Raw genomic sequence first — 25,980 nt, 5'->3', positions numbered from 1 at the left:
CGCTAACCGATCAGATGCGGAATGCGCTGGAACAGCGCAATGGTGAACTCCACCAGATGCCCCAGCAGCATGCTGCCGGTGGCGAACAAGGTGGCCGTCAGCGCGACCGCCTTGGCCACGAAGGCGATGGTCGGTTCGTTCAACTGGGTGGCGGCCTGCACCACACCAATCACGACACCGACGACCAGCACCGCCAGCAACATCGGTCCGGCGATCCACAGGACGGTGACCAGGCCACCACGTAATTCGGTCAGGGCGATTTCAGGGCTCATGGGGTGTGGTGATGCAAGTGGGGTGCCAAAGGGAATGGGATTGGGGATTGGGGATTGGGGATTGGGGAGGCGGGAGGCGGGAATCGGGAGTGTGAATAGGGGGAGGATATCTGAGCTGTGCGTCGAGGTATGGGCTGACGAAGGTGCGGTCTGCAGAAGCTCGCCCCTCTCCAGCGGGAGAGGGGTTGGGGTGAGGGTGCGAGGCGAAGCCACGCGTATTGGGTGGTTCGGGTGGGGCATTGCTCAGCTGTGCGCTTCGGCCGCTGTTGGCTGCACTGGCTATCGCTGTCGTTGTTTGCTCTGCGGTAGCGTCGGCGTTTGCTGCTCGGCCTCGGGACCGCACACCGACGCTGGCAAACCGGGTCGACACGCCGGCAGGCGGCGCGCATGCAGACCTCGCGGCTACGACGCGTTGAAGCTCGCCGCCAACGTGCCGACCACCAGCACCCAGCCGTCCACCAGGATGAACAGCAGGATCTTGAACGGTGCCGAGATCAGCATCGGCGACAGCATCATCATGCCCATCGACATCAGCACGCTGGCGACCACCAGATCGATGATCACGAACGGAATGAAGATCAGAAAGCCGATCTCGAACGCTGTCTTCAGTTCGCTGGTCACGAACGAGGCCACCAGCACCGGGAACGGCACCGCGTCCGGGCCGGCGTACTTGCCGTCGCCGGCCATGCCGGCGAAGGTCATCAGGTCGGTCTCGCGGATCTGCGCCAGCATGAAGGCGCGCAGCGGCTGGGTGGTCAGCGTCCAGGCGGTCTGGAAGTCGATCTGGTTGTTGAGGTACGGCGACAGGCCGGCGCCCCACATCTTCTGCCACACCGGCATCATCACCAGCGCGGTCAGGAACATCGACAGCCCCAGCAGCACCTGATTGGACGGAGTCTGGCCGGTGCCCAGCGCCTGGCGCAGCAGGCCCAGCACGATGGTGATGCGGGTGAAGGCGGTCAGCACCAGCAGCATCGACGGCAGCAGGGTGATCGCCGTCATCAGCAGCAAGGTCTGCAGCGGCAGGCTCACCGGTTGGTCGCCGATGCGGCCGACGCTGACATTGGGCAACGACGGCAGCTGATTGGCACCGGCCGGAGCGCTCGCCGGCGCGGCGGCGGGAGCGGCAGCCTGGGCCATGGCCGGCCATGCGGCAGGCGTGGCGGCAGCCAGCAGCGGGCAGCTCATCACCAGCAGGATCAGCACCAGGCGGAGGCTGCGCCCCCAGCGATTCCAACGACTCAACATGTCACGGGTCCTTGCGCAGCTTCTGTGCCAGCAGCTGGGCGAAATTGGGAAGTTGCTTGAAGTTGGGCAGGGTGGGGGCGGGCGCGGGCGGCAGCGGTTCGGACAGGGTGTGCAAGGTGTTGATGCCGCCGGCGGTGACGCCCAGCAACAACTGCTGGCCGTTGACCTCCACCACCACCACGCGTTCCTTGGCACCCACCGCCAGGCTGGTCACCAACCGCAGGCCCTCGGTGTTGCGGAAGCCGCTACCGGGCATGCGCTTGAGCAACCAGCCCAGGCCGACGATCAGCGCGAGCACCAGCAGCAATGCAAAGACCGCGCCAAACAGGCTGGGCGAGGACGGCGCCTGCGCACCGACCTGGGTGGCCTTGGCCGCGACCGGCGCGGCAGCGGCCAGCAGGCCGATCACCGCAGCCTCCGGATCCGTTCGCTGGGGCTGACCACGTCGGTCAGGCGGATACCGAAACGGTCGTTGATGACCACCACTTCGCCATGCGCGATCAGGGTGCCGTTGACGTACACGTCCAGCGGTTCGCCGGCGCCGCGCTCCAGCTCCACCACCGAACCCTGGTTGAGCTGCAGCAGGTTGCGGATCGGGATGCGCGCACGGCCCACTTCCAGCGACAGCGTCACCGGCACGTCCAGGATGACGTCCAGGTTGAGGTCGGTGGCATTGTTGTCGTGCTCGGCCTGCAGGCTGTCGAAGGTGGCGGGCGCGGCGTCGAGGGTGTCGGAGTTGATCATTTGCTGGAGTCCTGGGAGGGAACGGCGCGTGGGGCTTGCACGCCGGGCGGGCGTACGGCGGTGATCTTGACGGCGTTGTTGCCATTGGACACGCCGAATTCGCCGGTGAACAACGGGATCTCTTCCACGCACAGCGGCACCTGTGCGGGCAGGTCGATCGGCAGGATGTCGCCGACCTTCAGGCCGGTGAGCTGGCGCAGGCTCATGCGCTTGCTGGCCAGCACGCTGGACAGGGTCACCTCGGCGGTGTCCAGCTGCTCGCGCAGCATCACGTTCCAGGAGTCGTCGCGGTCGTTGCGGTCGCTCTGGATGCCGGCATCGAGCAGTTCGCGGATCGGCTCCAGCATCGAATACGGCAGGGTGATGTGGATCTCGCCGCCGCCGCCTTCCAGTTCGACATGGAAGCGGCACACCACCACGTACTCGCGCGGGGTGACGATGTTGGCGAAATGCGGGTTGATCTCCGAGTTGATGTACTCGAAGTCCACTTCCATCACCGGCGCCCAGGCTTCCTTCAGGTCGGCGAAGGTCTGCTTGAGCATCAGCTGCACCACGCGCATCTCGGTGGCGGTGAATTCGCGGCCTTCGATACGGGTGTGGTAACGGCCGTCGCCACCGAAGAAGTTGTCCACGACGGTGAACACCAGCGTGGGTTCGAACACGATCAGGCCGGTGCCGCGCAGCGGCTTGAAGCGGATCAGGTTGAGGTTGGTGGGCACATACAGCGAGTGCATGTACTCGTTGAACTTGACCAGGTCGATGCCACGCACCGACAGGTCGGCCGAGCGCCGGATCAGGTTGAACAGGCCGATGCGCCACAGCCGCGCGAAGCGCTCGTTGACCATCTCCAGGGTCGGCATGCGGCCGCGGATGATGCGGTCCTGGCTGGACAGGTCGTACTGGCGCGCCTCGCCGGGCAGCGGCTCCGGCTCGGTGTTGACCGCACCCGAATCCACGCCATGCAGCAGGGCATCGATTTCGTCCTGGGAAAGCAGATCGCTGACGCTCATGGGGCAGGCCTTACTGGGTGACGAAACTGGTGAACAGCAGTTCTTCGACGCACTTCTTGCCGGTCTCGCCGGTCATGACCTTCTGCGCTTCGGCCAGGGCCGCCTTCTGCAGCTTCTGCTTGCCGACCAGGTCGGCCACATCGGCGGCCTTGACCTGCGACAGCAGCATCAGCAGATGCGCGCGGATGGCCGGGGCGTTTTCGGTGATCAGCTTGAGGTCTTCCGGATCGCGGGTGACCAGCTGCACTTCGACCTGCAGGTACTGCGGGCCGTCGCCGGGGTCGGCCAGGTTGACCACGATCGCCGGGTCCATCGGGAAGTACTGCGCCGGCTTGGGCACCTCGGCCACCTTGGGCGCGTCGTGCTTGCCGCCTTTCTCCTCGCCCTTGTGGCCGAAGAAGAACCAGGCGCCGCCGCCGGCCGCGGCCAGCACCACGACCCCGACGGCGATCAGCAGAAGTTTCTTGCCGCCCTTCTTCTTGTCGCCCTTGTCGTCTTTGTCTTCGGTCTTCTTGGGTTTTTCCGCGGCTGCCACAGTCTGCTCCAGGGGAATGCTCACCCAATGGATGCAATTGGCATGCCAATGACGCGACGGTTTCCTGGCGCAGGTGGAGGGTCAACGACAAAACCCCCGCAAGCCTTGCGCTGCGAGGGTGGGTGGGCGGTGCCGGCATGTGGCGACACGCGGTTTTCGGCCGCGCCGGGGCGCTTCCGGCGCGCGGGCTCAGGCGTAGGCGTCCAGCAATCCACGCTGGCGTAGCACCACCGACGGAATTCCGACGGGCGGGCTGTCGTCCAGGCTGAGGCCATTGCCGTCGCTGCCGCCACCGTTGCGGTTGCCGGACTGACCCTGCTGTTGCTGGCCGACATCGGCCTGGCCGAGCTGGAAGCCGTTCTGCCCGAGCATTTCGCGCAGGCGCGGCAGGCTCTGTTCCAGCGCCTGGCGCACGTCGGCATTGGCAGAGCTGAAGCTGGCATTGACCTTGTCGCCGTCCAGGTGCAACCGCACCTCGACCGGGCCCATCTCGTTCGGGGTCACCTTGATATGCGCATGGCCGATCTTCTGGTCGGCCAGCCAGCTCATGCGCGCGCCGATGGCGTCGTCGAAGCTGTCGCTGCCCATGTCCGGGGTCGGGGTGGGCGAGGCGCTGAACACCGGCGCCGGGTCCTGCAGGCGGCCAAGCGCGGCCGCCGTGGTGGTCGGCAGCACGAACGCCGGGGCGTCCGGCGCAGCCGGGCCGGCGCTGTCGTCGGTGCCCGGGTCCAGCGCCTTGGTCGCCATGCCCATCAGTGCGGCCGCCTGGGCGTCGCCGCTCAAGGCGGTGACGGAGGTGGGCTTGGCGCCTGCGGCGGCAGCCGGTGCCAGCGCGCCCAATGAGGGCAGGGCGGTGCCGGCAGTCGCGGTTGCGGTTGGGGCGGCCGCGTCGGTCGGCAGCGCGGGTGCGGTCGGCGTGGTGCCGGCACCGGCGGTCACGCCGGCAGCCAGTGCCGCCGCCGCGGCCGCCAGCACATCGCCGCCCGGCAGCGCCTGCGTCAGCAGGCCCATACCGAAGCCGCCCAGGCCCGGCGGCGGCCAGCCGGTGTCGGTTGCGGCGGCTGCATCGGCCGGTGCGTCTTCGCTATTGGTCGTGGTCTTGCCGGTCTTGGTGGTGCCGGCGGTGCTGCTGCCGTCGGTGGCAGCCGGTTCCTTGGCGGCGCCGGACTTGGCCGCCTTGGCATCGCCATCCTGCGCGCGCGGGCGCGCGGTGGCGTCGCCGGGCGCATCGTCGCCGTGGTCCTCGTCGCTGCGCTGCCTGTCGGGCTGGTTGGACTTGGGCGCGGCCTGCTTGGCCGGCACGCGCTCGGGCGCCTGCGGCGGGGCCTGGTTCGGCGTGTTGGCCGGATTGAGCATGCGTGCGAACTGGTCCTGGCCGGCGTCGGGCTCGGACGAGGGGTCGCTGTAGCTGGATTTCTTGCCGGTGCTAGCGAGCGCGCCGAGGCCGGCAGCAAAAGCGGACAAGGGGTTCATGGGGATTCTCCGTGGGTATCTTCGCTGCGGGCCAGGCGCGAACGACGCGCGCCGAGGTCGTCCATCTCACGCTGGTCGCGGCGTTCGATCACCTTGTTCTCCTGTGCGCGGTAGCTGGCGGCCAGTTGCTCCAGCACCTGCTTCTCGCGGCTGGCCAGCAGCAGCCGGGTGCGCTCGGCTTCCACCTTGTTGCGGTTGGTTTCCACGGTCTGCGCCTGCTGCAGCACCGCGCTGTCCAGGCGGTCCAGGAAGGCGCGGCGGTTGGTCAGCGCGGCGGCGCTGGTACCGGCCATGTGGCTGTTGGCGTATTCCTCGGCGTAGCGGCGCAGTTCTTCCAGGCGCGACTGGTGGGTATCCAGGGCGCGCTGACGCTCGGCCAGGTCGCGCGCGACCTTGTCTTCCTGTTCCTGGGCGCGGCGCAGCAGGGGGTCGATCCGTTTGGACTGCATCATGGATTAGTTCTCGGGTTCGACCAGCCGCTGCAACGCGGACAGGCTGTCGGGCAGGTCGGCGGCCCGGTGGACGTCCTGGCCGAGGAATTCGACGATCTCCGGCCAGCGCGCCAATGCTTCGTCGGTGGCCGGGTCGCTGCCGCGCTGGTAGGCGCCGATGGCGATCAGGTCGCGGTTGGCGGTGTAGGCCGACAGCAGGCGCTTGAGCTTGCGGATGCGCAGGCGCCAGGTGTCGTCGGCGATGTCCTGCACCACGCGGCTGACCGAGGATTCGACGTCGATGGCCGGGTACAGGCCGCTGTCGGCAACCCGGCGCGAGAGCAGGATGTGGCCGTCGAGAATGGCGCGCGCGGCGTCGGCAATCGGGTCCTGCGGGTCGTCGCCTTCGGTCAGCACGGTGTAGAAGGCGGTGATCGAGCCGCGCCCCTTGGCGCCGTTGCCGGCGCGTTCGACCAGCGCCGGCAATTTGGCGAATACCGACGGCGGGTAGCCGCGGGTGGTCGGCGGCTCGCCGACCGACAGGCCGATCTCGCGCTGCGCCTGGGCGAAACGGGTCAGCGAATCCATCAGCAGCAGCACGTTCAAGCCCTGGTCGCGGAACCATTCGGCGATGGCGGTGGCGCGGTAGGCGCCATGCAGACGCGCCAACGGCGGGCGGTCGGCCGGTGCGGCGACCACCACGGCGCGGCGCAGGCCTTCTTCGCCCAGGGTGGTTTCGACGAAGTCGCGCACTTCGCGGCCACGTTCGCCGATCAGCCCGACCACGATCACGTCGGCCGAGGTGAAGCGGGTCATCATGCCGAGCAGTGTCGATTTACCGACGCCGGAGCCGGCAAACAGGCCGACGCGCTGGCCGCGGCCGATCGGCAGCAGCGCGTTGATCGCGCGCACGCCGACATCCAGCGAGGTGGTGATCGGCTCGCGCGCCAGCGGGTTGATCGACACGCCGGCCATGCTGACGCTGCCTTCGCCGCGGATCGGGCCCTTGCCGTCCAGCGGGGTGCCGTCGCTGTCGATGACGCGGCCGAGCAGGCCTTCGCCCACTTCCACGCCGCCGCGGCGCCGCGAGGGCACCACGCGGGCGTTCGGCAGCAGGCCATGCAGTTCGGCGCTGGGCATCAGATAGGTGCGTTCGCCGGCAAAGCCGACCACTTCGGCATCGACCCAGCCGCCGTCGACTTCGACCTTGCAGGTGGCGCCCATCGGCGCCTCGCAGCCAGTGGCTTCCAGGGTCAGGCCGACCGCGCGACGCAGGATGCCTTCGCGGATCAGGGTGCGCCCGGCGGTGGGCTCCAGCCCGAGCCCGCTCAGGCGGGTGGCCAGGCGCAGGTTGCGCGCGTCCAGCCAGTCGGCCGGGGCGGGGGTGGCTCCCAACAGGTCGCTCACAGGCCGGCTCCGGATTTGCGCATGACCGTCTCCAGCGCGGCCCGCAGGCGCGCATCCAGTGTTCCGTCCACGCGCACGCTTTCGGCATGCACGCGCAGGTCGCCGCGGCTCAGGCTCAGGTCCGGGGCCACGCGGGTGGTGCTGCTGGGCGCCAGATGCGGCAGCAGCGCGGTGATGTCGTCCGGGTGCAGGCGCACTTCCACCTCGCGGCCGGCGCCGCCGACCGCATCGACGGCCTCCTGCACCAGCTCGGCCAGCAGCTGCGGGTCGGCCTGATAGGCGCGCCCGACCAGCGAGCCGGCGATGCGCACGGCCAGCTCGCCGAGCGCGCCGACCACTTCGTTCTCCAGCCGCGCCAGCGGCCGGGTGAAGTTGTCCAGGATGCCGTCGATCTGCGCAGTCAGGCGGCGCACCTCCGACTGGCCCTGGGCAAAGCCTTCGGCATGCCCGCGCGCGAAGCCTTCCTGCTGGGCGGCGTCTTCGATGGCCTGGATCTCTTCCAGGGTCGGCGGACGCAGCACCGGCTCGTACACCGCCGGTTCGTCGAATTCCGGCTCCGGCGCGGCCGGCTCCAGGTGCAGGTCGGGGGCCAGCCAGCGGGTGACGATGTCGGTCATACCATCGCCTCCGCACCGGCGCCGCCCAGGCTGATGGCGCCTTCGTCAGCCAGGCGGCGGACGATGGTGAGGATTTCCTTCTGCGCCGCTTCCACGTCGGCCAGGCGCACCGGGCCGCGCGCTTCCATATCCTCGAGCAGGATCTCGGCGGCGCGCTGGGACATGTTGCGGGTGATCTTCTCGCGCACCTTGACGTCGGCGCCGCGCAGGGCCAGCCCCAGACGCTCGCCGGAGACTTCGCGCAGCAGCGTCTGCAGGCCGCGGTCGTCCAGGTCCACCAGGTTGTCGAACACGAACATCAGGTCCTGGATCTTGCCGGCCAGGTCGGCGTCGATCTTGCCGATCTCGCCCAGCACACCCTGGTCGGCGCCGGTGTCCAGGAAGTTGAGGATGTTGGCGGCGACCTTGATGCCGCCCACGTTGGACGACTTGAGGTTCTGGTTGCCGGAAAACTGGCGCTCCATGATGTCGTTGAGCTCGCTCAGCGCATTGGGCGGGATGCCGTCCAGGGTGGCGATGCGCAGCAGCACGTCGGCGCGGGTGCGCTCGGGCAGCAGCTTCAAGGCCTCCGCGGCCTGGTCGCTGTCCAGATGCGCCATGACGATGGCGATGATCTGCGGGTGCTCGTTGCGCACCAGATCCGCCACCGCGCGTGGGTCCATCCACTTCAGGGTATCCAGGCCGGTGGTGTTGCGGCCGAGCAGGATGCGGTCGATCAGGCCACCGGCCTTGTCGGCGCCCAGCGCCTGGATCAGCACGTTGCGGATGTAGTCGTCGGCGCCCACGCCCAGCGAGGTCTTGCCGGCCAGTTCGCCGTTGAACTCGTCCATGACCTTCTCGACCTGGTCGCGCGAGATGCCGGTCATGGTGGCCATGGCGATGCCGATCTTCTGCACCTCCTTGGGGTCCATGTGCTTGAGCACTTCGGCGGCGTCGCTTTCCCCAAGCGACAGCAGCAGCACGGCGGCGCGCTGTACGCCGGTCATCGGTGGTGTATCAGGCTTCACTGGCGACCCATCCCTTCACGACTTGTGCGACACGTTTTGAATCGGCTTTGACTGCTTCGCGTGCGAGGCGCATGCGTTCTTCGTAGGCGTCCGGCAGCGCGATCGGGGTCTTGCGGTCCTGACCGAGCTGGGCGGTGTCCTCTTCCAGGCGCGGCATCAGGTCGTCATCGTCGACCATCCGTACGTCGGCGCTCTGCGGAGTGCCATCGTTGCCGCCCTTGGCCTGCTTTTCCTTGATCGCGGTCACGCCGGTGAGCTGGCGCAGGGTGGGGCGCACCACGCCGAACAGCAGCGCCAGCACCACCACCGCACCGACCAGCAGGCGCAGACCGTTCTGCACGCGCGGGTCTTCCCACCACTTCGGACCTTCCTCGCCGGTGACCGCCTCGCGCACAAACGGGGCGTTCATCACCGACACCGTGTCGCCACGGGCCGCGTCGAAGCCCACCGCCTGCTTGACCAGGCCCTCGATGCGGGTGAGCTCGGCGGCCGTCAGCGGCTGCTCGACCATCTTGCCCTTGGCACCGGGGCGCGGGACGTTGTCCAGCAGCACCGCCACCGACACCCGCTTGATGCGGCCGGCCGGCTGGCGGGTGTGTTGCAAGGTCCGGTCCAATTCGTAATTGCGGGTGGCGCTCTTGGAACTTTCGGTCGGCGCGGCCGCTGCGGCGGCCTGGCCATTGGCAGCGGCCGGGGTGCCCGGTGCGCCGGCAGTGGCGTTTGCGGCCGGCGCCGGCGGCTGGCCGGGGCTGTTGCTGGTGGCGCCCGGCGGGCCCTGCGGGCCGGTGGCGCTGGTGCTGGTGTCGCTGACCTGCTCGCTGCGCAGCTTGGCCGGCTCGCCGTTGTAGAGTTCGCGGGCTTCCTCGACCACCGAGAAGTCCATGTCCACGCTGACCTCCGGGTTGACCCGGCCCGGGCCGGTCATCGGCTCGAGCAGTTCGCGGATGCGCTGGTTGTAGGAGCTTTCCTGGCGACGCACCTGTTCGAACTGGGCGGCGTGCTGGGCGGCGTCGCTGTTGGGATCGGCGATGGAGAGCATGCGGCCGCTCTGGTCGACCACGGTGACGCGCTCGGGGGTCATGTCCGGGATGCTGGAAGCGACCAGATTGACGATGGCATCGACCTGGTTGCGCTCCAGGCCCTGGCCGCCGCGCAGCTCCAGCACCACCGAGGCGCTGGCCACGTCACGCTGGCGGGTGAAGGCGCTGGGCTTGGGAATGGCCAGGTGCACGCGGGCCTCGCGCACCGGGCGCAGGGTGCCGATGGTGCGCGACAACTCGGTTTCCAGGGCGTGCTGGTAGCGGGCGTTTTCGACGAACTGGCTGACGCCGAAGCCCGGGTCCTTTTCCATCAGCTCGAAGCCGCCGCCGGTTTCCTTGCCGGTCAGGCCGGAGCCGGCCAGCTTCAGGCGGGCATCGTACAGACGGTCCTGCGGCACCGAGATGGCACCGGTGTCCTGGTCGATCTTGAACGGGATCTGCGCGGTGCGCAGCAGGTCGGCCGCCTCGGCATTGCCCTTGTCGTCCAGGCCGGTGTACAGCGACTGGTAACCGGGTTTCTGCGACCAGAAGAACACCGCCAGACCGGCCGCCACCGCCACGGCGATCATCGCCATCATGGTCAGCTTGCGGGTGATCTGCAGGCTGCGGACACGGTCGAACCATTGCCCCGCCTTTTCGGCGTTCTGGTTCATGTTTTCTTTGGTGATCGCGAGTGCCATGTGTCGTCAACCCTTACAGCGGCATGTTCATGACGTCCTGATAAGCCTGGACGAGACGGTTGCGGACTTCCACGGTGGCGCGGAAGGCCACCTGGGACTGCTGGGAGGCGACCATGACCCGCGCCAGATCGGCACTGGGGTCGCCCATTTCGAAGGCCTTGGCCAAGGCGCCGGACTTCTGCTGGGCCTCGTTGACGCCGCCGATGGCGCCGCGCAAGGTTTCGCTGAAGCTCGGCGCCTGGGTGGCCGGTGTTCCCTGCGTGCCGGCCAGCCCCTGGATCTGATTGCCGCGCGCCGCATCGCCCACCGCGCCCATCGGGCCTTGGCCCATCTGCGTCTGGTAGCTGCGGATCTGCGAGAGGATGGAGGTAACGGAGTCGCTCATGGGTGCGGTCAGCCAGGGAGGCATCCACACCAATGCAAGCGGCGTGCCGAAACTGCGCCGGGATTCCGGCGCTGGGGCGGGGAGGGGCTTTAGTCAGCCGCGGATGGGTCCGGCGCTGGGCGATGGCCCGGGGGGACTTGGCTGCACGGCTTCGGGTCTGTGGCGTGGTTGCGGGAGCAGTACCCGCTCTCCATCGCCGGATGTGTCTTCCCGTACCTTCAGGCTCTTATGCAGTATCCGTACCGCATGAAGTCCCGCGACGGTGGGCGGGCAAGGCCCAATCGAGATGGTCGGTGTGCATGGTTGCAAGCGGGGCATGAAGTGCATGCACCCGCGCTCCTTGATCGATTAATCCGGCAACCATGCCGCGCGCCATCGCTCAAGATTGCTTCCGGTCAGCATCCAGTCCCGGCGCACCACTTCACGCAAGGCCGCGCCCCTTGCTGCCGAAGCGGCCGGGTCGGCCAGATGCTCGCGGATCGCGCCGATCCAGTCGCGGTAGCGGTTCTTCACCAGGGTCACCGGCAGGTTGCCCTGGTAGCAGCGCACGTCGCTGGCGATCACCGGGTAGCCGCAGGCGCCGTATTCCAGCAGGCGCAGATTGCTCTTGCACTCGTTGAACAGGTTTTGTTCCACCGGCGCCAGCGCCAGATCCAGATCCAGCGCCGCCAGTGCGGCCGGGTAATGATCGATCGGCACACCGGGCTGGAACTGATGGATGTGCTGGCGCAGCGCGAACGGGTACATCCCCATGAACACCCACTCGACCTCGTCGGCCAGCTCGCGGACTACATCGGCGATCAGTTCCAGGTCGCCGGTGTGACTGACGCCGCCGGCCCAGCCGATGCGCGGCTTGCCGCCCTGGCGTTGCTTGCGTTCGCTGTGTGCTGGCAGGTGCTCCCACCAATGCGGCGGCAGGCGGTTTTCGGCCACGCGGATGTCGCTGTGCAACCCGGCGAACGCCTCGGCCAGGGCAGGGGTGGACACCACGAAGCGGTCCACCATGCCCAGCCCGCGCCGCACTGTCTTGAGGATGTCCTTGGGCATGTGCTCGCGGTGGGCATTCTTCAGCGGCAGGTTGGGGAGGTAGTCGTCGAGCTCGTAGACCTTGAATGCGCGCGACAGCGCCTGCATCCGCCGCATCGCTTCCAGTCGCGGCTCGCCGACCTGGCGTTGCAGGATCACCACGTCGGGATCCTGGCGCGCCAGCTCGCTGATCTCCAGATAGCCGTTGAACAGCACGCCTTCGACCATGCCGGCCTCGCGCAAGGCGCGCAGCGGCTGGATCACCCGATAGTGGCCGCAGCCTTCGATATCGGCGGGCAGGGCGATCATCGTCGGCAGCGGTCGCCACGACTGCAATGGCCGCCAACTGGCGCGCGGGTCGGCCAGCTGGAAGCCGGCGCCGGGATCCAGCGAGAAGCCCGGGTTGTAGGCCGGGTCGTTGGCCATCACCGGTAGCCAGCGCGCATACATCGCTTCTTCGTCGAGTGCAGTGGCGGGTGTTGTGTCGGGCGGGTCGATCAGCAGCTGCGCGCGCGCGGCGTAGACATTGAGATAGCCTGCCTGCTGCAGGCGCAGACACAGGTCGACATCGCTCCATTGCGCCAATGCCGGTTCCTGCGCAAAGCCGCCGGCGTCCAGGAACAGCTGGCGCGGCAGCATCAGGCATTCGCCACTGAGCGCGCTGTAGTTCTGATCCAGTTGCAGGCGCTGCAGATAGCCCGATTCGTCGAACGCGGCACCTTCGAAGGCGCGTGCTGCCGGTGCACCCAGGCCCAGCAGCAGGCCGGCGTGATGCACGGTGCCGTCGTTGCGCAGCAGCTTGCCGGCCACTGCGCCAACCTCGGGACGCAGCGCGTGGTTGAGCAACTGCGCCAGCCAATCGGCCTTGATCGCTGCGGTGCCGGCCGCCAACCACAGCAAGACCTCCCCACGTGCCTGCTCGGCCGCCGCATTGCAGGCCGCCTCGGGCGAGGGGTCGCCTTCGAAGCGCAGCACGCGGATCTGCTGCAGAGCGAGGTTGTCGATGCCCGTCAGCCAGTCGCGCAGCCCCGGCTCGGTGCTGTCGCCGCGATCCAGCAACAGCAGTTCGTAGTGCGCGTAGCCGGTATTGGCAAGCACGCTTTCCAGGCAGCGTTGCAGCTGCGCAAGGCGTCCATCCACCAATACCAGGATGCTGACCAGAGGCTGCTGTGCATGCTGGTAATCCACCGCATGCCGGCCGGGGCCGGTGCTGCTCACCACCGCGTCCACGTAACCGCGCGCGGCAAGATGGCGGCTGATGGCGCGCTGCTCGTCTTCGTCGCCATGCCGCGTGGTGGCCGATGCCACCAGCAAGGGTTCGGCGATGTGCTGGATGCAGGCCAGCCCGTATCGTTCGACTAGCCCCAACTGGTAATCCAGTTCGAAAGCGTCGCTTGTTTCGGCAGGAAAGCCGCCATCGGCCAACAGCGTTTGGTGCCGGAACAGCCAATGCCGCGACATCGTCGACGGCGCGCTCAATAGCATGTCCAGATACAGCGCCGGCCGCATCGCCAGCCCCAGCTGGCCGTCGTCCAGCGCGACCACTTCGTCGGCGTAAATGGCCTGACACGTGTCCGGCAGCGCGAGCATCTCCAGCGCCAGCATCAGCAGGCCGCTGGCGGTGAACAGGCTGCCGGCCTGGACCAGCAGCACCCAGTCGATGGACTGTTGCGTGGCGATGGTCCGATTGAGGGTAGGCACCAACCCGTCCTGACCGATCAGCACACCGCGCTCGCCGTGCTCGGCGGCTTGCTGCGGGGAGCTGCTGAGTACCCAGGTCTGCTGATTCGGATAACACGCCAGCGCTGCCAGGCTGGCCTGGGTGGCGGCCACCGCTGCCGCATCGCCATGGCCGTCGATCACCATCACTGCGATCCGCGGGCCGCCCGCATGCGCCTGCAGGCGCGCATCGATCAAGGCGCGTTGGACCTCGCTCGGATGCCGCACCCCCAACCAAGTGGCCGGCGACACGCGCTCGGCCATGCCGGCGCTCTGCATCAACGCGTTGACCAGGTCCACCGACTTGAATACCCGCGCCTTGTGCGGGCTGAGCGGGGCGACGCGTACCTGGCGGTTGTCGCCGGTCTCGCGCCGCCAGCCCAACTGGCGGATGCCCTGGCGCAAGTCTTCATGGCCCTGGTCGCCGACCCCGACCTGATCGCGGCCGGCCTGACTGAACTGCGCGCTGGACACGCGAAACTGCGTGAGCGGGCTGGACAGCAGGGCCAGGTTGCCGTGACGCAGCAGCTTGACGTAGATCGCCAGGTCGCCGACCCAGTGGATGGCCTTGCCGTTCAACATCATTAGCTCATTGCCCAGCGCCACCAGGTCGGCGCGCCGTGCAAGCACGCAACTCGGCTCGCCGATGAAGTTGATGGCGTGGTCGGCCAGGAACGACACCAGCTCCGGCCCGTCGATCAGCACGTCCTCGCCGAACGGAAAGCTGGTGGCCAGGATGTCGGGCAACGGCGCACCGTCATCGTCGATGCGCAGCCGGCGCGAGGACGCCAGCGCGGTGCCGGGGTTGCGTTCCATCGCCGACACCAATTGCGTAATGCAGTCCGGCTGCAGCACATCGTCGTCGTGCAGGAACTTGACGTACTCGCCTCGCGCCAGGCCGATGCCCTTGATGGTGCTGCCGAGTTCGCCGAGGCGGGGGGTATTGCGGTGGTAGCGGATCGGAAATGGGGCGTCAGCCAGCCTCGACGCCAGCACGGCCTCGATCGCGCCATCGGCGTTGTCGTCGCAGATCACCAGCTCCAGCGCCGGGTAGGTCTGTGCCAGCACGCTGTCCAGCGCCTGCGCGACATAGCGCGGCTTGTAGGTCGGCATGACGATACTGACCAGGGCGTTGGACGTCATCGGCGATCGATTGTCTTGAACAGTCAAAGGTGCATCCAAGGCGCGGAAACGGGGGAGGGCGGAGCGCCCAATCGTGCACCAGTAGATAGCGCACCTGGGTGTGGTTCAACCTAGCCGATAATGCAATAAGCATGCCGTTAGTGTGTACGGTGGCAACCTGACCGGCGGCGGCACGCAGTCGCCCTTATGGCTGAGAAAGATCTCGCGGTTGTGCTGAGTCTTTGCGATACACCACCTCAATCCAATCGGTACGCAAGCTCTTTGGGTTCTTCGACAGTGTGGCGATGTCCCACAACGAAAAGCCGGCCGCCTGCATCAGGTTGACCACGTCGACGAAGCTGGTGGTCTTGCCATAGAAGTCGTATAGCCCGATCTCGATAACCGCGCAGTCGGTGTGCTGCAGTATCGCAGTTGCCCCCTCCAGCACCTGACGCTCAAACCCCTGCACATCGATCTTGAGAATATGTACCTGGGCGATCCCCAGCATGACGCAGGCGTGGTCGAGGGTGGTCTTGCTGACCACAATTTCCTCGTTCGTCGCCTGCCGCGCATAGCCAAGCGAGTCGGTGGAGTCGGCATTGATCGGCAGCAACCCGCCCAGGTGCGAGATGCTCTGCCGGTAGTAATGACCGACTTCTTCCTTTTCGCCCAGTGCAACGCACATGGTGGTCGTGCCGAACTGTGCAGCCACTTTTTCCAGCTCGGCAAAGTTCTGCGGATCGGGCTCGAACGAATACAGCCGGCAATCCGGATAGATCGACTTGAAGTGCTGGATCGACTCGCCGCGATGCGCGCCCACGTCCAGCACCACCGGAGCGTCGGTCTTCAGTAACTGGTCGAAGAAGCGGCGTGGTGAATACGCCTGGGCATGCGCTTGGTTTCTGAGATCGGAAGTTCCGCAGATGGGCGAATGCATGCCGGGCTGCGTGTGGGACGTCTTATCCTGCGTCATGGCGCGTTCTGCTCGCCAAGCTGCATCATGCGCAGTGCTGCTTCCACCCGCACTACATCAGCCGGCGTATCCACCGCGATCGATCGGTTGCTCATCTGCACCATGCGCACTTCGAAGCCCAGTTCCAGGAAGCGCAGGATCTCGATATCCTCGATTTCTTCCAGCGGCGTCTTGCAAGACACCGATGCAAACGCCTGCAATGCCTGCCTGGGAAACGCATAGGCGCAGACCTGACGCCAGGCGCGCCGGAACTCGCCTTGCTTGGTGATCGGGATTGCCGCGCGCGACATGTAAAGCAAACGCCCATCCGGGCGAACGACCACCTTGGGCACGCTCGGATTACGGAACTCTTCGACGTTGGCAACCGGGCAATAACCATTGATGACATCGTTCGGCGCCGCTACCGCAGCGTCGATCAGCAAGCGCACGTCCTGCGGATTGAATAGCGGATCGTCACCCTGCACGTTGATGTAGGTATCCACATCGAGCTGTTGTGCGACTTCGGCAACGCGATCGGTACCGGTCAGGCAATTGCTGGAGGTCATCAAGGCGCGGATGCCGGCCTGCTCGCAGGTACGTTGAATCACGTTGCAGTCGGTGGCGACCAGAATGTGCTCGGCCGGCGCCGCCTTGGCGCATTGTTGATAGGTGCGCACGATCATGGGCACGCCGCCCAACTCGATCAGCGGTTTTCCGGGCAGGCGCGAAGAGTCGCGCCGCGCGGGGATGATGATGGCGTAGGTCATGGAAGCCTCCTGGCAACCGATGGCGTTGAGTGGCGAGGGCGGCTCAGCCAACTCTGCCTTGCCAAAAATCGGTGGAGTTGAGCTCCAGCAGGCTGACTGCCTCGGCAGCCTCAAGTACCGCATCGGTGTCAGTGAACAGCCGGTTCCACAAGTCCATCGAGAAACCGTAGCTGTTGTCGCGCGCTACATTGAACAACGACACGAGCTTCAATGACGTCCAGCTCATCTGTGGCTCCAATGCCAGCAGACGGGACTTTGCAAAACGGTAGCTATCGACCAGGGTCTCGGCCGGAAATCCGAGCTAGCGTGCGTAGCTCTTCCACAACGACGATTCGAAGGCGTATTGGCTCAGCTGTTGAAAATGCCGATCGGGTGCAAGTTCGTTCATTGGAGAAAACTCGTCGTCCGCATAATTCGCCGGTCGCGGATCCTCTGGCATCGACCACAATGCCAGCATGTCCTGCGTCCTACCAAGCATGGCTTTCTCGGTGAAAAGGAACGGGATGTTTCGAAACCCTGCTCCCAAAGAAATTGCGATTTTTCCTTGATTGCGTTTGCCTCTAAAATGGACATTGATGGCGTCGTGCGTTGAGCCGGTCAGCACGTTGTCGCTACGGCAACGCACCGCAAACGCGATGCCTTGCCCGGCCAGATGCTCCACGCCCAGACGTGCGGAACGCAGCACCGCATTGCGATAGTGCAGGCCGAGGTTGTCCGGCCGAGGCACCAAAATCAGCTTATCCAGCCAGGGCCTGCAGCGGTCCAGTAGCGCACTTGGTTGGTGGTCCCAGGTCACCATGCACTGGTACGCCCAAGGGAAACGCAGACGATTCCAGGCCAGCACCAAAGGTGTAAAGTCGAACGCTAGCCCCTGCACGAAGATGCCGGTATCCGGCTTGGTCAGTTGTCGCGACAGTTGCAGCTCGGGCAACAAGCGCGAGAAATCCTGCAATTCCTGCAACAGTGCAACGCTGCCCTGGCCGTATTCGACGGCACGTACCGTGCGGAAACGGCCATGTGCCTTCGCAATCTGGTTCATCACCTCTGCGGCGTGATTGGAGAAGATGACGATCAGCACATCATCGACCGATTCCTCCTCCAGTGCCGAAGGTGGTCTGACCGGCAGGCCATGGACAGTTGTGCCCTGATTCTCCGGCCGCGGGCAGATGGTGTACTGCAAGTTCAACTGCTGGGCGATGGCTGGATAGAAATCACGGAAAAACTGTCCTGCCCCCCAGCCGATCAACTTGGTGTTGTGCAGATTCAGTCCTGGATATTTGATCGTTGCTCGCTCGATCGAGCCGACTGCTAACGCCATGGCAGGGCTTCCTTATGTGCTTTGCTGGTCTTATCAGTGTCATTGAATTCGGAGATGCTGTTGTTCTTCGTCGAGCAGCATCGCGCCGATTGCGATTGCGATTGCGATCATCCAGCGCCATGTCACGATCGAGTCGGCGACATGGCGCTGGGCGCCTGACGGGTGCGGCGTAGGCGGTCATCGTCGGACAAAGCGGGCCGCGCACATCGCGACGATCTTTTAAGCCCCCCGCGTTGCGGGCGTCAGTCATCGCTCCATCTCTCAAGTCGTGAGTTTCCCCGGGCTTACTCCGCCCAGGGCGGCGGTGCGGCACCGGCCACGGGCGATGCATACAAAACGAGGTCGTAGTAGTGGCCGGGAGAGTGCTGGCGTAGACGGAAGTGATAGCCATCGACCAGTTTGTCCAGTTGCTCCACGATATCCAGCAGATCCTGGGCGTAGTGGTATACACAAATGGCCATGCGGGGGCGCTGGGTACGGATGAGGTGAGATGCGCCTTCCAGTGCCCTGGCCTCGAACCCTTCGATGTCCAACTTCAGTAGCGTCAGCTTTTCCAACTCGTCGTCCAGGCGTGTCGTAGCCACGGAGATTCCGCCATTTGGCGATACATGGCTGGAAACGGTGCCGGTCTGCTCGAAGCGCAGCGTCGTATGTTCGTTGGAGATGGCTTTTTTTATGGCCCTGAAGTTATGCGGGGGAAGTGGAAGGGTGCTGGCGATGCCCTCCAATTTCTGGAAGTTGATGCTATCGGGTTCAAAGGCGGTGATGCTTTCATAATGATGGCGGGATGCTTCTAGAAACTTGTGCACGATAGGACCCTGGAAGGCACCGCCATCGCAGAAATGTTCACGCCGACCCAGCTGGAATGTGCTGCTATCGGCGTATGTTGAAAAGTACTCGTTGATCGGCGTCGCCCAGCAATCCAACAGGAGGCTGGAGTTGTAGGTCAGGCGGAACAACAGGTTGCTGTAGAGCGTAAAGACGCTGAGATCGTCGTCCAGTCGATCGGCAAGACGCAGAAATTCGTCCAGGCGCGCAAGCGTCCGCTGACGGTATACCCGGGCAGGCTCGTATACGGCGGGCAGCCCACAGTGCGCAACGGCCAGGCAGGCATCCACCCTTTCAATGCCTGCTTGTTCGCAGAGCTTGCGGGCAAGGCCCGATTCTCCAGGGCTGTAGGAACAATCGATGGCCAATGCCTGGGGATGCTGGGCCGCTTGTTCAATGAACTGGCGCGAGCTCCAACGCGGCACGCCATGAACGGTGTCGCTGTCGCTTGGCTGGTCATCGACGGCGGCAATGACATGGCTGGAGCGCTGGACGATCTTTGGGCCATAAATCTCGCCAATGCCCGAGCGCGGATGGAGCAGAAAGAGGGGGCGTTGCTCGAAGCGTGGGATCAGCGGATCCAAGCAAGGCGCAATGCTCAGTTGCTCGATGCCCGCGCTGGTACAGAGGTCATTTGCAAACGCCCGACCGCGCGGGCTGCAAGAGAAATCGATAGCGATCGCATCGGCGTACTGCCCTGCCTTGGCAAGGAACTCCTGACTACTCCAGCGCGGTGCGCCGTGAATGCGGTCCAGGTGGATGCTTTGGTCATCAATCGCGGCAACCACATGGCGCAGGTCGGCAACGACGCTGGGGCCATGCACCACGCCAGCATAAGACTCGGGAGCGACGAGGAATGCAGGGCGGTCGGCAATCGCGGGCAGGCGCGCGATGACATCTTCGAGTACGGGGCGTTCCTGCTCCGCAATTCGGAGAATCTGTTGGCGAAGCTGCTCATTTCTTGAGCTCATGAACGTCATCTCTCGTAGGTGTGAATAGGGGCGTCGTAGCGGGCGTCGAAATAGGTCTTGGCAGGTACGTCCTCGCAGTAGACGCGCGGCCAGCCAAGTTCGCAGCTTCGTCCCACCTTGACGCCACTGCGCACGATGGCGCCAGTCCGCAGGATGCTATTGCCGCCGATCTCGACGCCCGCGCCGACGTGCACACCGTTCTCTATCCAGCATGACGATTTGACGCGGCATGCCGGTCCGAGGTGCGCGCCGGCATGGATGACGGTGTTGTAGTCGATCCTGCACCCGTGCCCGACGACGGCATGGGCACCCACGAACGCGTTGGGCCCGATGACCGTGTCAGCGCCGATGGCTGCGCTGGGGTGGATGAAGGGCTCCAGCTTGAAGCCACGTTCCATTGCTGCCTGCATCAATTCCATGCGCTTGAAGTTGCCGAAGCGTTCGTCGAAAGCCACAAACATGGCCCCTGCGGTCGGATTCAGCCCATCCAGCACGCCAAGATCGAATTCGTGTCCCGTGTCTTGTGGCACGTCGACCCTGATGACCGTCTCGTCCTGCCGCGTCTGCTTCCAGGCGTGAAAGGCCAGGTCGAGGTAGTCGCTGCTGCCGATGATCCACCTAGATTTCATGTTCGGTCTCCATCAGCGTCGTGTACCAGCGTTCGACCAGGCGGTTCATGGATTCATAGGCTCCCTGGGTAGGTAGCGGAGCGTCTGTGTGCAAGGCCGCCTGCACCCGCTCCATGATGTCCACGTCTTCGCCTACCACCACCTTGCTGCCGTGCATCTGTGCCAGTAGCACTTGGCTGGAGGAACCGTAAGGCTGCTTCCTGCGTGCGCTAAACCAGTAGATTTCCAGGTCGGTTTGGTCCGGCGCGACGGGAATGTGGTGTTCCAGGGTGAAGGAATAGCCGCCGTTAGCACTGGCGATATGCAGGTTTGGGAAGGCAAGCCAGTTGAAGTAGGCGTCCTGCTTGCCCCAGCGTTCCACTTTCTCGTGCCAGCCGAAATGCTGAAGGTTGGGGATGGCGGCTTCCGGGCCGCCGAAACTGAAGCGGCGCATCTCGCGCCTCAAGGCAGCGGGCGAGCTGTCTCGCAACGCTTCCATGGACTCCCTGGCTTGTTCCTCGTTTACCTCGGGAGTGAAGCTGACGCTCTTGGCCAGTGTCTTGGGGTGGACGAAGCGCGGGTGATTGGCATCGCGAAGATTTTCGTAAGCGAGTTTCCAGTTGTACCGGCCACGCCACGTGGTCACCATGACCTCGGTGTCATAGGCATTGGAACTGCTTTCCAGCAAGGCGATGAAGTCTGCCGAAAACTGTTCCTCGATCGGCATCGGGTCGGGATCGAGGTTGACGAACAGCAGGTTGCCCACCTCGCGCAGGGCGAACTCCCGCAATTTCAGGCCGCGTCTTTCTTCCTCGTCGAAGCCATACACAGCCGCGCACTCGGGGATGTTCTCAACCCGACCGTCTGCGTCGTACTTCCATGCATGGTAGGGACAGACCAACGGGCGCTTTCCCACCGCAGTGGTCTGTAGCAGCGCGCTGCGGTGCAGGCAGACGTTCTCGAACGCGCGCAGGCGGCCCTGGAAGTTCTGGATCAGCACCGGAATGCCAGCGAGCCTGCGGGTGATGAAGCAGTTGTTGTCGGGCAGCAGCGTCTTCAGCCCGGCAAACAGCCAGGCCTTGCGAAAGATCTTGCGCTGTTCACGGGCGAAGATGTCCGTCGATAGGTAGTAGCTGGGGTGCATTCGCGATCGCATCGGCGCGGCTTCCTCAGGAATCCTTGTGGTAGATGACCCGGGCCGGGTTGCCGAACACGCTGGCGCCGGCCGGCACGTCCTTGACCACGACCGCGCCGGCACCGACCACGGCGCCGACGCCAATGTGGGTGCCGGGCAGGATGGTGGCGTGCGGGTGCACGATGGCGCGCTCACCGATCCGCGCGCCGCCGCCGATGAAGGTCATCGCACCGATCTGCGCGTAGTCACCGACATGGACGTCGTGCCCAAGCATGGTGTTGGCATGCACATTGGCGAAGTCGCCCAGCCACACGTCGGGGCTGAGCTGTACGCGATGGCACAGGAAACAGCCCTGGCCGATGCGCACGCGCGGGCTCAGGAACGCACCGGTGAGGATCGGAATGAATTGCGCGCCTTGCGCCAGCAGCGGCTGCGCATAGCGCTGGCGCGCATGCGGATCGCCGATCGCGCAGACGAAGCGCTCTTCGTCCCGCGGCTGGTACGCGAGCGGGCTGCCGACGATGGCCAGATCGCAGCCGTGACCGTCCAGCATCTGCGGGCGCGTGTCGAGGAAGCCCACCGGACGCCACTGCGTTCCGCACGCCGGATCGCCCTGCATCTGCGCCAAGACCTCGCGACCCCATCCGCCGGCACCGATGATCAAGACCGGATGGGTCATAGGATCGAGCCGCCGTCCATGACCAGACTGGTCCCGGTGACCCAGCGGCTGGCGTCGGCCAGCAGGTAGACCGCGGCGTTGGCGACGTCCTGCGGCTCGCCCAGGCCCAGCGGATGCCGCGCCTTCTGCGCCTCGAGCTGGGCGGCGCCCCACATCGGCGTGGCCACGGCCGAGGGGGAAATGCCGTTGACACGGATCCTGCGCTTTGCCTGTTCGAGCGCCAGGCACTTGATGATGCCGATCAGGCCGGCCTTCATCGCCGAATACGGCCCCACGCCGCGCGTGCCAAGGTGCGCGGCAGTGGACAGCATGAACACGATCGAGCCCTGCGGGGCAATGGCGTTTGCCTGCAGCAGGCGCTGCGTCAGCATTACCGGAGCGAGGAAATTGACCGTGTACATCTCGGTCATCGCCGCCTCGGTCAGCTGCCGGATCGGGCAATGCTTCTGCATGCCTGCGCAGTGCACCACGCCATGCACCGTCGCGCCTGCCGAGACAACTAGCGCCTCGCGGTCGGCGGCGCTGGTCAGGTCGCCGAGCACGCCGACATGGCCCGTGCCCTGCAACTGCGCCTGGGTCTGCGCGAGGCGGTCCGTGTCGCGGCCGGCCAGGATGATGCGGGCGCCTCGCTGTGCGCAGGCAATGGCGATCTGCCGGCCGAGCCCCGACGACGCTCCCGTCACCAGGACCGTCTTGCCCTCGAGCGAGAACGCAGTGCGTGCCGGTGTAGTCATGCGTAGATATCCATCGGCACCGTGAGGCCGCCGTCCACCACGAAATAGGTACGCGTGATCCAGCGGCTCGCATCGGCCAGCAGGAACGTGGCGGCGTAAGCGACATCCTCCGGCTCGCCCATACCCAGCGGTGTCAGTTCGAACAGCCCTTCCATGTTGCCGCCGCTGCCCTGCAGGCCGTCCAGCAGCGGTGTGCGCACGTAGCCCGGGGCGATACAGTTGGCACGGATACCGTTCTTGGCAACTTCCTGCGCCAGCGATCTCACCATGCCGAGCAGGGCACTCTTGCTGGCCGCGTACGCGCTGCTCGCCATTGGCCCGATGTGCGAAGCGACCGAAGCGACGAACACCAGCGAGCCGTTTGCGGCGATGCGCTTCTTTGCCAGCAGGCCGCGTGTCAGCAGCATCGGTGCGAACGTGTTGCTGGAGAAGATGGTGTCCAGATGCGCCCGGTTGACCAGGCGCAGCGGCACCAGCCGGGAGATCCCGGCCGCATGTGCCATCCCGTCCAACACGCCGACCTCGGCGACCAAACGGTCGATGTCCTCCTGCCGGTCCAGGTCTGCCGCGATTGCCATATGGCCGTCGCCTGGCAACGCCTCCAGGGTCGACGTCAACCGCACACGGTCACGTCCGTTGATCACCAGCTGGGCACCCAGCTCGGCGCAGGAAATCGCGATCTGGCGGCCGATACCCGAGGAAGCGCCGGTGACGAGGATGCGTTTGCCGGCAAGCGCGAAGGGGTCGGGAGCAATGCTCACGATTCGATGAGATCTGGAAAAGCGGCCCCTTCGATGTCGAGCAGGCAGGTACCCCACGACAGCCCGATGCCGAAGCCGCATAGCAGCACGCGCTTGCGCCCTGATTCCAGGTCCTTGTTGATGCGTGCGGTCATGGTCACCGGCAGCGAGGCGCCGCTGGTATTGCCGAAGTCGCGCAACGTCGAGGGCACCTTTTCCACCGGCAGGCCGAGCTTCTTGCGGATGGTCTCATTGATCATGCGGTTGGCCTGGTGGAACACGAAATGGTCGATCTCCTCCTTGGACACGCCCGCATACTCAAGCAGCTTCTGCACTGCCGGCGGGATGCGCTGGGTAGAGAAGCTCAGCACTGCCACGCCGTCCAGGATCAGGTCCACGCCACGCTTCCAGGCACCATCCGCCTCGTCGCGATACGGCACCAAGTGCTGGATGCCGACCGGTTCACGGTGGCCGCCCACTGGCAGGATGATCGCCCTGTAGCCGCTCCCATCGCTATTGAGGTCGAAATGCATCGGCGGCGCGTCGGCGCTAAATTCCAGCGCGGTGGCGGTGCCGGAATCGGAGAAGATCGGATCTTCCAATGTGGCGCTGCGGTCACCGACCAACAGCAGCCCTTTTTTGACGCCGCCGGCGGCGATCATCGAGCCGAGCAGGTTGATGCCGAACGGGTAAGCGGAGCAGCCCAGATTGACGTCGAAGGCGACCGTGGCGTGCGACAGCCCCAGCCGGTCCTGCAGGATGATCGCGGTGGCCGGAATCGGATAATCCGGCGACTGGGTCACCACGATCAGTGCATCGATCTCCTCGCGCTTCCACTGCAGCTTTTCCAGCAGCACCTCGGTCGCATCGAAGGCCAGGTCGGAAAAACACTGCCATTCCGATGCCATGCGGCGCGTCTCGATGCCGATGTTGCGCACCAGCCGCTCGCGCTCGGAACGGATCTGCGGCCGACAATCGGTGAGATTGGACACCACGCGCTTCGGCACGCAGGTCGCCATGCCGGCAAAGCGGACGTTGTGCAGCGTGGAGGTCGGCATGCTGCTTACGCCTCGGTCAGTTTGTAGAGATCGCCGACGGTGACGGCAGCGGTCAGGTCTTCGCCGGTGATGGTCTTGCCGTATTCCATATCGAACATCACGATCACGCCCAGCGCGGCCAGCGAATCCCATTCCGGGAGTTCGAGCAGCACGGTGTCGGTGGTGACATCGACCGGCTCCTGGAAGTCGGTGGCGGAGAGGAAGTTCTCGATAAACGTTGCCTGGGTCATGCGATCTCGCCTGGTTGCCTGTTGAAGATGCGGGAGTCTGGAAACACGGTGTTGTGTACTGAGGTCATGTGGCCTGTGCGCCGGCGATCAGGTCGGCAATGGTATCGACCTGGTCGCGGGTCAGGCCAGGAAAGATCGGCAGGCACAATACCTGTGCGGCCACCGAGCGCGCGACCGGCAGCCATGCCGGCGCCGAGGAGGGCAGGGCGCGATACATCGGGAAATCACTGATCAACGGGTAGAAGTAACGCCGTACCAGGATGCCGTGCTCGCGCATCAATTGGTACAGCGCATCGCGCGACAACGGGTAGTCGTCCTGCACCAGGATCGGGAAGTACGCGTAGTTGGCACTGGCGTGATCGGGCCGCGCCACGCAACGCACGCCGCGGACATCGCCCAGGCGCTGCCGATACTGCGCGTCGATGGCGCTGCGTTGGGCGATGGCGTGATCGATGTGCTTGAGCTGCAGCAGGCCGAAGGCCGCGCTGATCTCATTCATCTTGCCGTTGATGCCCGGTGCCACCACCGTGGTTTCATCGACGAAGCCAAAATTCTTCAGATGCCCGATGCGCTGATAGGTTCGTTCGTCGGGGCAGACGATGGCGCCACCTTCGAAGGTGTTGAACACCTTGGTGGCATGGAAACTCAAGACGCTCAGGTCGCCATGGCGCAGGATCGAGCCGCCGTCATCGCGCACGCCGAAGGCATGTGCCGCGTCGTAGATCACCTTGAGGTTGTAGATGTCGGCGATGCGCGTGATCGCGGCGGTATCGCACGCCGTGCCGTAGCAGTGCACCGGCATGATGGCGGTGGTCTGTGGGGTGATGGCCGCCTCGATCTTGGACGGATCCATGTTGAGCGTCACCGGGTCGATATCCACAAACACCGGGGTGATGCTCTTCCACAGCAGCGAATGCGCGGTGGCCACGAACGAGTACGGTGTGGTGATCACTTCCCCGGTGATGCGCAGCGCCTGCAGGGCGGTGATCAAGGCGGTGGTGCCGTTGGTCAGCAAGGCCAGGTACGGCACGTCCAGGTATTCGCACAACGCGCGTTCGAAGGCGCGATGCATGTCCCCCCCATTGCTGACAATGCGGCTGTCCCAGATCTGCTCGAGGTAGGGCAGAAATTCTTCCAGCGGCGGCAGCAGCGGACTGGTGACGGGGATGGGCATCAATGCCTCGGCAGGTGCTGATGAATGTCGGGATTCCGCCGCAGCCGACGGCTGCGGACGGGGTGATCCT

At 65.4% G+C, this 25,980-nt stretch carries 27 protein-coding genes; all 27 read right to left on the bottom strand.

Going from position 1 to position 25,980, the window contains the following annotated elements; genetic code table 11:
• Nucleotides 1-2: 2 nt before the first annotated feature.
• The 27 genes from LL972_RS13785 to LL972_RS13655 all read right to left on the bottom strand — a co-directional run bounded on the left by LL972_RS13785 (nt 3) and on the right by LL972_RS13655 (nt 25,910).
• Nucleotides 3-272, bottom strand: a complete 270-nt coding sequence (locus tag LL972_RS13785; RefSeq protein WP_005917968.1) for a flagellar biosynthetic protein FliQ — start codon at nt 270-272, stop codon at nt 3-5.
• A 402-nt stretch (nt 273-674) separates the two neighbouring features.
• Nucleotides 675-1,520, bottom strand: a complete 846-nt coding sequence (gene fliP / locus LL972_RS13780; protein WP_228328067.1) for a flagellar type III secretion system pore protein FliP — start codon at nt 1,518-1,520, stop codon at nt 675-677.
• Nucleotide 1,521: 1 nt separating this feature from the next.
• Entirely contained in the window at nt 1,522-1,929 is a 408-nt protein-coding gene (gene fliO / locus LL972_RS13775; protein ID WP_104533353.1) for a flagellar biosynthetic protein FliO, read from the bottom strand.
• Nucleotides 1,926-2,264 (bottom strand): flagellar motor switch protein FliN, encoded by a 339-nt coding sequence (fliN, locus tag LL972_RS13770; RefSeq protein ID WP_104648690.1) that lies wholly within the window; start codon nt 2,262-2,264, stop codon nt 1,926-1,928. The genes fliO and fliN overlap by 4 nt, the downstream gene beginning before the upstream one ends.
• Nucleotides 2,261-3,274 (bottom strand): flagellar motor switch protein FliM, encoded by a 1,014-nt coding sequence (gene fliM / locus LL972_RS13765; RefSeq protein ID WP_228328066.1) that lies wholly within the window; start codon nt 3,272-3,274, stop codon nt 2,261-2,263. The genes fliN and fliM overlap by 4 nt, the downstream gene beginning before the upstream one ends.
• 10 nt (nt 3,275-3,284) lie before the next feature.
• A complete protein-coding gene (locus tag LL972_RS13760) occupies nt 3,285-3,833 on the bottom strand; it encodes a flagellar basal body-associated FliL family protein (RefSeq protein ID WP_180496968.1) in 549 nt (182 codons plus the stop codon).
• 165 nt (nt 3,834-3,998) lie between these two features.
• Nucleotides 3,999-5,282 carry a flagellar hook-length control protein FliK gene (locus tag LL972_RS13755; RefSeq protein ID WP_228328065.1) on the bottom strand — a complete coding sequence of 428 codons (1,284 nt, stop codon included), beginning with the start codon at nt 5,280-5,282 and terminating at the stop codon, nt 3,999-4,001.
• A complete protein-coding gene (gene fliJ / locus LL972_RS13750) occupies nt 5,279-5,734 on the bottom strand; it encodes a flagellar export protein FliJ (RefSeq protein WP_228328064.1) in 456 nt (151 codons plus the stop codon). The genes LL972_RS13755 and fliJ overlap by 4 nt, the downstream gene beginning before the upstream one ends.
• Before the next feature lie 3 nt (nt 5,735-5,737).
• A complete protein-coding gene (gene fliI, locus LL972_RS13745) occupies nt 5,738-7,120 on the bottom strand; it encodes a flagellar protein export ATPase FliI (RefSeq protein ID WP_228328063.1) in 1,383 nt (460 codons plus the stop codon).
• A complete protein-coding gene (locus LL972_RS13740) occupies nt 7,117-7,737 on the bottom strand; it encodes a FliH/SctL family protein (RefSeq protein WP_228328062.1) in 621 nt (206 codons plus the stop codon). Before LL972_RS13740 ends, fliI begins: the two co-directional genes overlap by 4 nt.
• Nucleotides 7,734-8,723 carry a flagellar motor switch protein FliG gene (fliG, locus tag LL972_RS13735; protein ID WP_016904678.1) on the bottom strand — a complete coding sequence of 330 codons (990 nt, stop codon included), beginning with the start codon at nt 8,721-8,723 and terminating at the stop codon, nt 7,734-7,736. Before fliG ends, LL972_RS13740 begins: the two co-directional genes overlap by 4 nt.
• A gap of 10 nt (nt 8,724-8,733) precedes the next feature.
• Complete coding sequence (fliF, locus tag LL972_RS13730; protein ID WP_228328061.1) at nt 8,734-10,464, bottom strand: flagellar basal-body MS-ring/collar protein FliF; 1,731 nt, start codon at nt 10,462-10,464, stop codon at nt 8,734-8,736.
• 13 nt (nt 10,465-10,477) lie between these two features.
• Nucleotides 10,478-10,849, bottom strand: a complete 372-nt coding sequence (gene fliE / locus LL972_RS13725) for a flagellar hook-basal body complex protein FliE (protein WP_006449786.1) — start codon at nt 10,847-10,849, stop codon at nt 10,478-10,480.
• Between the two features lie 348 nt (nt 10,850-11,197).
• Complete coding sequence (locus LL972_RS13720; RefSeq protein ID WP_228328078.1) at nt 11,198-14,707, bottom strand: glycosyltransferase; 3,510 nt, start codon at nt 14,705-14,707, stop codon at nt 11,198-11,200.
• Nucleotides 14,708-14,921: 214 nt separating this feature from the next.
• Nucleotides 14,922-15,689 (bottom strand): FkbM family methyltransferase, encoded by a 768-nt coding sequence (locus LL972_RS13715; RefSeq protein WP_228328060.1) that lies wholly within the window; start codon nt 15,687-15,689, stop codon nt 14,922-14,924.
• The gene (locus LL972_RS13710) at nt 15,686-16,435 is read right to left on the bottom strand and encodes a 3-deoxy-manno-octulosonate cytidylyltransferase (protein ID WP_228328059.1); all 750 of its coding nucleotides are present in this window, start codon (nt 16,433-16,435) and stop codon (nt 15,686-15,688) included. The genes LL972_RS13715 and LL972_RS13710 overlap by 4 nt, the downstream gene beginning before the upstream one ends.
• 43 nt (nt 16,436-16,478) lie before the next feature.
• Nucleotides 16,479-16,661 carry a hypothetical protein gene (locus tag LL972_RS13705; protein ID WP_228328058.1) on the bottom strand — a complete coding sequence of 61 codons (183 nt, stop codon included), beginning with the start codon at nt 16,659-16,661 and terminating at the stop codon, nt 16,479-16,481.
• A 75-nt stretch (nt 16,662-16,736) separates the two neighbouring features.
• A complete protein-coding gene (locus LL972_RS13700) occupies nt 16,737-17,753 on the bottom strand; it encodes a hypothetical protein (protein WP_228328057.1) in 1,017 nt (338 codons plus the stop codon).
• Nucleotides 17,754-18,037: 284 nt separating this feature from the next.
• Nucleotides 18,038-19,561: an FkbM family methyltransferase gene (locus LL972_RS13695; protein WP_228328056.1), complete on the bottom strand. Its 1,524-nt coding sequence runs from the start codon at nt 19,559-19,561 to the stop codon at nt 18,038-18,040.
• A complete protein-coding gene (locus LL972_RS13690; RefSeq protein ID WP_228328055.1) occupies nt 19,558-20,181 on the bottom strand; it encodes a UDP-3-O-(3-hydroxymyristoyl)glucosamine N-acyltransferase in 624 nt (207 codons plus the stop codon). Before LL972_RS13690 ends, LL972_RS13695 begins: the two co-directional genes overlap by 4 nt.
• Entirely contained in the window at nt 20,171-21,316 is a 1,146-nt protein-coding gene (locus LL972_RS13685) for an aromatic ring-hydroxylating oxygenase subunit alpha (protein WP_126970243.1), read from the bottom strand. Before LL972_RS13685 ends, LL972_RS13690 begins: the two co-directional genes overlap by 11 nt.
• Before the next feature lie 13 nt (nt 21,317-21,329).
• A complete protein-coding gene (locus tag LL972_RS13680; protein WP_228328054.1) occupies nt 21,330-21,974 on the bottom strand; it encodes a NeuD/PglB/VioB family sugar acetyltransferase in 645 nt (214 codons plus the stop codon).
• Entirely contained in the window at nt 21,971-22,708 is a 738-nt protein-coding gene (locus LL972_RS13675; protein WP_228328053.1) for an SDR family NAD(P)-dependent oxidoreductase, read from the bottom strand. The genes LL972_RS13680 and LL972_RS13675 overlap by 4 nt, the downstream gene beginning before the upstream one ends.
• The gene (locus tag LL972_RS13670) at nt 22,705-23,469 is read right to left on the bottom strand and encodes an SDR family NAD(P)-dependent oxidoreductase (protein ID WP_127168627.1); all 765 of its coding nucleotides are present in this window, start codon (nt 23,467-23,469) and stop codon (nt 22,705-22,707) included. Before LL972_RS13670 ends, LL972_RS13675 begins: the two co-directional genes overlap by 4 nt.
• Nucleotides 23,466-24,506, bottom strand: coding sequence for a ketoacyl-ACP synthase III (locus LL972_RS13665; RefSeq protein ID WP_228328052.1), 1,041 nt, complete (start codon nt 24,504-24,506; stop codon nt 23,466-23,468). Before LL972_RS13665 ends, LL972_RS13670 begins: the two co-directional genes overlap by 4 nt.
• A gap of 5 nt (nt 24,507-24,511) precedes the next feature.
• Nucleotides 24,512-24,736, bottom strand: a complete 225-nt coding sequence (locus tag LL972_RS13660; RefSeq protein ID WP_228328051.1) for an acyl carrier protein — start codon at nt 24,734-24,736, stop codon at nt 24,512-24,514.
• 64 nt (nt 24,737-24,800) lie between these two features.
• Nucleotides 24,801-25,910: a DegT/DnrJ/EryC1/StrS family aminotransferase gene (locus LL972_RS13655; protein WP_228328050.1), complete on the bottom strand. Its 1,110-nt coding sequence runs from the start codon at nt 25,908-25,910 to the stop codon at nt 24,801-24,803.
• Nucleotides 25,911-25,980 lie beyond the last annotated feature (70 nt).

The sequence above is a fragment of the Xanthomonas campestris pv. asclepiadis genome (assembly GCF_020784175.1).
Lineage (GTDB): Bacteria > Pseudomonadota > Gammaproteobacteria > Xanthomonadales > Xanthomonadaceae > Xanthomonas > Xanthomonas campestris_D.
This window is presented reverse-complemented; position numbering and strand designations above follow the sequence as displayed.